We start from the raw sequence: 6,622 nt of genomic DNA, 5'->3' as shown, positions 1-6,622 counted from the left end.
GAACAGTCGTAAAATCCAACAGGTGGAAAGGATTTTGGAATGAATTTTCTGAAAGGTATTATACAAAATTAACTGCGTAATATGAGAACTGCACCCGTAAAAAAGGATTACCTTGAAATCGGGAATACGTCTGATATTTCCATCCGCCTGAAAAACCACGCTCTTACGCTTGCCAACAAAGTGGAGTACAGCATTTACGGAGATGAGAATTTGCTGAGTGGCGGTTTTGTATATCTGGAATATGTGAATATTCAAAGCAAAATTGTGGCTTTTGAACCCTTTTTTCAGATGCACTGGCGCGAGCAAAGAGGCCTCGACAGCAAATATGCCGGCGGTTTAAACGTCAGATGGCGTGCCATTGCAAAAGAGAATACCGGTTTGTTTTTTGGGATTGGAAGCCTTTACGAAACAGAGCGTTGGAATTACAAGGGAGTTCCCGACGACAAACTGCCTGAAGATACCACGCCCATTGAGGTTGAACGGTTCAGGGGAACTTCGTATATCAGTTTCAAACAAAAACTTGGCGATTTGTTCGACCTGGATATCAGCGGCTATTTTCAACCCACGTTTTCAAATCCGTTCGACAATTACCGGATGGCAAGCAGCTTTGAACTGACATACAATTTTACCCGTTATTTGGGATTACGTTTTTTGTACCAAAATATTTACGATTCGGTCCCTGTTGTGCCTATCGACAATTTGTACCACGATGTAAATTTTGGAATAACCTTAAGTTTTTAAGATGAAAAAGCTACTTTTCTTTTGGAATGAACTGAAAGCCACGTTCTGGTTTGTGCCGGTGTTAATCATTATATTTTCCATATTGTTTTCTGTTGGTTTAGTTTACCTGGACAGCATTCTTAATTTGCCCCAAAATAATCTTACGCGTTTCTTTTTGGTGAACAGTGCCGATTCGGCCCGCAGCATTTTATCCACTATTTCGGGGGCGATGATAGGCGTTGCCGGAACGGTTTTTTCGGTGACGCTGGTGGCGCTCACACTGGCTTCATCGCAATTCGGGCCGAGGCTCATCAAAAACTTTATGTATGTGCGCCTGAACCAGGTGGTGCTGGGGTCGTACATTTCCACCTACCTTTACTGTCTGTTCGTTTTAACGGCCATCAAAGAGGGAGACTATACATTTATTCCGGCGTTGTCAATTCTGGTGGCCATTTTTGCTGCCATGGCAAATATTATTTTGCTTATTATTTTTATTCACCGCATTGCCATCAGCATTCAGGCAGATAAAGTAATTTCTGAAATTTCGGCGTTTATTTCCACGCAGCTGAAAACATTGTTTCCTGAAAAAATGGGGGAAGAAGCGGAGGGTGGGAAAAGGCCTGATATCACGGCCATAAAATCAGGCTATTCAAAAACGGTTACTTTGGAGTCTCCCAAAAGCGGTTACCTCCAGTATATTGACAGTGAAACGTTGATGGAAATCATTACCCGGAACAATGCGCTGCTGGAGCTAAATGTCAGGCCCGGAGGGTTTTTGGTGGAAGAGCTTGAAATCGGGCACCTTCATTCCAACGAAAATATTGAAAAAGGGGAGGTGGCGAAAATTCTTCAGCAACTGGTAGTTGGGCCCATAAAAACACCGCAGCAGGACCTTGAATTTTCCATTCATCAGATGGTTGAAATTGCTGTCCGTGCGCTTTCTCCCGGGGTAAACGACCCGTACACCGCCATTGCCAGCATCGACAACCTGACGGCGAGTCTTTGTTATCTGGGTACGGCAAAATTTCCTTCAAAATTCAGGTTCGACACCGAAAACAACCTCAGAGTGATTGCCGATACACTTGACTTTGAAGGCATTCTGGATGCCGCTTTTAATCAAATCAGGCAGTTTTCGGCAGGAAGCCCCGCTGTAATTATCAGGTTGATGGAGGCATTGATAACCATACATCAATTTGCGAAAAATATGCGTTACAGAAAGGCAATTATTAAACATGCAAATATGGTTTTGCGCTTGGGCAGGGAATCCATCAATGAAAAAAATGACCTCAGCGATCTTGAGAAAAGAGTAGAGAAAATTATTGAAAAACCGGAGAAAACGTAAAAAATGAATTGGATTATTTTAATTATTGCCGGCTTGTTTGAAGTGGCATTTGCGTTCTGTTTGGGAAAAGCAAAACATACTACAGGTGTTGATATGTATTTATGGTATGCCGGCTTTCTTGTGGCGCTTATCATAAGCATGGGACTTCTGGTGAAAGCAACTCAAACATTGCCCATTGGCACGGCCTATGCCGTTTGGACAGGTATTGGCGCTGTAGGAACCGTTTTGGTTGGAATTTTTGTGTTTAAAGAACCAACAACTTTTTTGCGGCTGTTTTTCCTGACAACACTGATTGCCTCTATTGTTGGATTAAAAGTAGTGTCGAATTGAGATGAAGGACTTCGTGATAAAAAAAGTAGCTGAATACCAGGTGACCGATATTTTGATGAAATTGCCGGTAAAAAATTACAAAACAACGACTATATAAACAACCGTTATCACCTTTGCATATTTTGTATAGTATTTTTATTTTCAAATTTATAAATAAAAACAGAACGAAATGACCGATAATAAAAATGCGTTTCAAAACCCTTCGGACAATGAACCAAAGGTTACCGGGATTGGCGGGATTTTCTTTTTTTCTGAAGATCCTGAAAAAACAAAAAATTGGTATTCAAAACATTTGGGGCTGGAGGTAAATCAGTGGGGGTCAAGTTTTGAATTCAGAAATGCAAACCGACCCGATGAGATTAACTACCTGCAATGGAGTCCTTTTGAAATAGCAAGCGAATATTTTAAACCTTCTGAAAAGGAATTTATGATAAACTACCGGGTTCAGAATATAGAAGGACTTGTATTGAAACTGAAAGCCGGTGGCGTAACTGTATTGGACGAAATTGAAACTTTTGATTATGGCAAATTTGTGCATATTATGGACGCTGAGGGAAACAAAATTGAATTGTGGGAACCGGTTGACAAGGTTTTTACCGAAATGAATTTAAAAACAACCAAATAATTAAACATCGCATGAGAAAAAGATTGAATCATTCTCTCAAAAACCTGTTTGTACGTTTGCTTATTCTTTTACCTTTTCTGTTTTCAGGCAACAGTGTTTTGGGTCAAAACGAAAATGAAAATTGGGTTTTGGTGTGGGAAGACCAGTTTGATAAAAATGAACTGGATACCACCAAATGGTCGCAGATTTCAACGCAACCAAATCATTACGACCGGTCGCCCGACTGGAAAAAACACATGATTGCCGATGAGCGCCTTCATTCGGTTGAAAACGGTAAACTTTTTCTGAAGGGAATGAATAATCCGGGCATTGAAAATGACGACAGGCCGTTTTTAACAGGCGGCGTTGAATCAAAGGGAAAGTTTTCTTTCAAATACGGGAAAGTGGAAATCCGTGCCAAAAAGGAATGTGCAAAGGGCGCCTGGCCCGCCCTTTGGATGATGCCCGAAGAAGGAGTTTACGGCGGCTGGCCCCACAGCGGAGAAATCGACATTATGGAACACCTGAATTACGACAGTATCATCCACCACACGGTGCACACCCGCTACACCAACGTGCTGAAAAATACCTCCAACCCGCCGCGTGGAATTGGGAACATACGGGCCGATGTGACCGAATGGAACATTTACGGGCTGGAATGGCACCCCGATGTACTGATTTGGACGGTGAACGGAAAGGAGACATTCCGGTATCCGCGGGTTGATGGTCTGGACGATGAAATGAAACAATGGCCGTTCGACCAGCCGTTTTACTTTATCCTGAGCCAGCAACTGGGCGGTTCGTGGGTCGGAAAAGTTCATCCGGATGAACTCCCGGTTTCCATGATTGTTGATTATGTGAAGGTGTATCAGATTTTGCAGGAATAATCCATTTCGTTTTGAAAAGTGATTTCCTGTAATACATAAATCAAAAATATGACATGAAAACACAAGAAATCAAATCGAAGCTTTCACCCGAACAGCAATCAGCTTTACTTGGAACATTAAAAACCCGTTTTGAAAAGCATAAAAACCGTCACAAGGTAATTGATTGGGCCAGCGTGGAATCCAGGTTGCAATCCAGTCCCGAAAAACTATGGTCGCTCTACCAAATGGAAGAAACTGGTGGCGAACCGGATGTAATTTTATTTAATGACAGCTCGGATGAAATCCTTTTTTGCGACTGCTCGGCAGAAAGTCCCACAGGCCGCCGCAGCGTTTGCTACGACAGGGAAGGGCAGGAGTCGAGAAAGGAACACAAACCGGCTAATAATGCTGTGGACATGGCCGCTGAAATGGGTATTGAATTGTTGTCGGAGCAGGAATATCGGGAGCTGCAGAAATTCGGTCCGTTTGACACCAAAACTTCAAGCTGGCTGAAAACGCCTGCCGAAATCAGAAAACACGGCGGCGCCATTTTTGGCGATTTCCGTTACGGGCAGGTTTTTGTTTACCACAACGGGGCACAATCATATTACGCAGCCAGGGGATTTCGGGGCAAGCTCAGGGTTTGAAAAGAGAGTGCTGCGGAAGTTTTCTATAAACATACAATTCCTCTGGAATTGAAAACACCAATCGCACCTTCAAAACACCCAACCTCAGCGAGGTCGCATGTTTATTGCAACTGTTTATTGTTTGCTGTAGTTGTTACCAAAACGGTAAATAAGGTTGATATTCCACAAAAAATCATCGCCCGGAATGGTTGAATCGATGGCTTTGTTCACTGTTGATGAAACCGAAATTGGGAAATTCCGGCGGTTCAGCGACAAGGTTGAATTGATAAAAAACCCATCATAAGCATCCATTTTCAGGAAATAGGCCTGAGCTAAAAGTCGAAGAAATGTTTTGTCACTCAGGCTAATCGACGAAAAGTTGGCCATCAGTGTAATGAAATTGGTGTTTCGAACCGCATCTTTATCCACGCCATAGGAATAGATGTAGTAGGGCGCAATGTTGATATTTTTCGTCAAATAAAACACTGGCGCAATTTCTGCCGCCAGGTATTGTTGGGTTCTTAAAATTTCCTTCGGGTTTCCGTTTTGAGTTACCTCAATGTTTTTAAAACTATAGGCCGGATGGGCACCAACCCGTAGCCCGAATTTTTTAGTATTCACCGCCTGATATCGCATCCAGAAAAAGAAGGTCCATGGTTTTCCGTCGAGACCAAACCGTAATGTAGGATCAACCCTGAATTTTTCGCCACCAATGGAAAAGTCGAAAAGTGCTGCCGGTTTTCCCAGGGTAAGGTTTGGAAATGTTGAAAGTCCTTTTGTGGTCAGCGTTATATTTCCGTTCAAATGAAACGTTTGATTTTTCTTTTCATTTTCCTGCGAAAAAGCAACCGTTGACAGGATTAAAAATACAGGAAGGAACAGGTTCATTTTTAGCAAAGTAAACAACTTTTTGATGTCTGGCAAAATGCTCTGCCGTGTGATAGGTATTTCACTAGAAGGCTTTTTTGTTACTTTTTTGCTCATTTTTCTGTCAAATTTCGGGTTAATTCAACTGCCTGAACTCTTTTGGCGTCATTCCAACCCGCTGTTTAAACAGGCGGGTGAAATGTTGCGGATATTTGAACCCCAGTTCATACGCGATTTCATTTACGGTTTTATCGGTATTAAATGTTTTGTTTTTGGCCAGGTCAATGATTTTGTCCTGAATGTAATCTTTCGCCGATTTTCCGGTTTCCTTCTTAATCAAATCGCCAAAATAGTTGGCCGATAAATTCAGCTCATCGGCAAACCACGCAACTGATGGCAGGCCATAATTCTGCGGCATGTCCGATGAAAAATAGCCGTTTAGCTGTTCTTCATACTTTTCCGGAACTCCTTTATTCAATAATATTCTGAACGGCTGCAAATACCTTCGAACGAATATTTTCTGTTTCCTCTTTAACTGTAAAAGTATCGATCCAAAAATGAACGGTAACATCAACTCTGCCAGTCGATAAGCCTGTAATATTTACGGTTGGTTTTCGTCGTTTTGTAATAATTCCGTCAACTTTTAACACCGCATCTTCAATAGCTTTCATTGTTGAATTGTAATCTGAGTTAGAGGGCAGACCAACCACAAATTCGTACCGCAAAAAACCATCGATGGTATAGTTGATGAGCGGATTCTTGATGATCATTGCATTTGGAACATAAACATCCTTACCGTCGGGAGTTTTGAGTTGAGTATCCCTTATATTCAGGCCAATAATTTTCCCTTTTATGGCGCCTGTTTCCACAAAATCGCCAACCCTGAACGGACGCTTAAAGGCCATCAGAATTCCTGCCAGAAAGTTTTCTCCAATGTCACGCAGGGCAAAACCAATAATAAATGCAGAAATTCCTGCGCCTGCCAGAATACTGGCTGTAATTCCACCGAAACCAACTATTTTCAGCGCAAGCAGCAAACCAGTAACAAAAACGGTAAAACGTATCAGTGTTGAAAGGAAGTCGGCCAGCAGAGGGTCCTCCATTTGCCTTTTTAGCTTTCTTTCGGAAATTCGACGAATTTGTCTGGCCAGAAACCAGGCAAAAAGCAGTACCAAGATAGCAGCAATAAGCTTTGGGGTGATACCAACCATGCTATCGTAATATTTTACAACCTCCAACTTCAGGTCACTGATAAATTGTTTCATAT

At 42.1% G+C, this 6,622-nt stretch carries 9 protein-coding genes; 6 read left to right on the top strand and 3 right to left on the bottom strand.

The window, feature by feature from the left end; all coding sequences use genetic code 11:
- Window positions 1-81 precede the first annotated feature (81 nt).
- The 6 genes from ACESMA_RS09600 (at window position 82) to ACESMA_RS09575 (ending at window position 4,509) form a co-directional block, all read left to right on the top strand.
- Window positions 82-741 carry a DUF481 domain-containing protein gene (locus ACESMA_RS09600; RefSeq protein ID WP_372948584.1) on the top strand — a complete coding sequence of 220 codons (660 nt, stop codon included), beginning with the start codon at window positions 82-84 and terminating at the stop codon, window positions 739-741.
- Between the two features lies 1 nt (window position 742).
- The gene (locus ACESMA_RS09595; protein ID WP_372948583.1) at window positions 743-2,062 is read left to right on the top strand and encodes a DUF2254 domain-containing protein; all 1,320 of its coding nucleotides are present in this window, start codon (window positions 743-745) and stop codon (window positions 2,060-2,062) included.
- Between the two features lie 3 nt (window positions 2,063-2,065).
- Window positions 2,066-2,392 carry a DMT family transporter gene (locus tag ACESMA_RS09590; protein WP_372948582.1) on the top strand — a complete coding sequence of 109 codons (327 nt, stop codon included), beginning with the start codon at window positions 2,066-2,068 and terminating at the stop codon, window positions 2,390-2,392.
- A 169-nt stretch (window positions 2,393-2,561) separates the two neighbouring features.
- Window positions 2,562-3,017, top strand: coding sequence for a VOC family protein (locus tag ACESMA_RS09585; protein ID WP_372948581.1), 456 nt, complete (start codon window positions 2,562-2,564; stop codon window positions 3,015-3,017).
- Between the two features lie 11 nt (window positions 3,018-3,028).
- Window positions 3,029-3,883: a glycoside hydrolase family 16 protein gene (locus tag ACESMA_RS09580; RefSeq protein ID WP_372948580.1), complete on the top strand. Its 855-nt coding sequence runs from the start codon at window positions 3,029-3,031 to the stop codon at window positions 3,881-3,883.
- Between the two features lie 53 nt (window positions 3,884-3,936).
- The gene (locus tag ACESMA_RS09575) at window positions 3,937-4,509 is read left to right on the top strand and encodes a DUF4256 domain-containing protein (protein WP_372948579.1); all 573 of its coding nucleotides are present in this window, start codon (window positions 3,937-3,939) and stop codon (window positions 4,507-4,509) included.
- 114 nt (window positions 4,510-4,623) lie between these two features.
- On the opposite strand, the gene ACESMA_RS09570 is transcribed toward ACESMA_RS09575, so the two are convergent.
- From ACESMA_RS09570 to ACESMA_RS09560, 3 genes are read right to left on the bottom strand one after another with little or no spacing between them, the layout of a single operon-like run.
- Entirely contained in the window at window positions 4,624-5,472 is an 849-nt protein-coding gene (locus tag ACESMA_RS09570; protein WP_372948578.1) for a hypothetical protein, read from the bottom strand.
- Between the two features lie 19 nt (window positions 5,473-5,491).
- Complete coding sequence (locus ACESMA_RS09565; protein ID WP_372948577.1) at window positions 5,492-5,833, bottom strand: helix-turn-helix domain-containing protein; 342 nt, start codon at window positions 5,831-5,833, stop codon at window positions 5,492-5,494.
- The gene (locus tag ACESMA_RS09560) at window positions 5,826-6,620 is read right to left on the bottom strand and encodes a mechanosensitive ion channel family protein (RefSeq protein ID WP_372948576.1); all 795 of its coding nucleotides are present in this window, start codon (window positions 6,618-6,620) and stop codon (window positions 5,826-5,828) included. Before ACESMA_RS09560 ends, ACESMA_RS09565 begins: the two co-directional genes overlap by 8 nt.
- Between the last annotated feature and the right edge of the window lie 2 nt (window positions 6,621-6,622).

The sequence above is a fragment of the Mariniphaga sp. genome, assembly GCF_041687215.1.
Lineage (GTDB): Bacteria > Bacteroidota > Bacteroidia > Bacteroidales > Prolixibacteraceae > Mariniphaga.
Note: the sequence above shows the minus strand (reverse complement) of the source record. Positions and strands in the feature narration are given on the sequence as shown.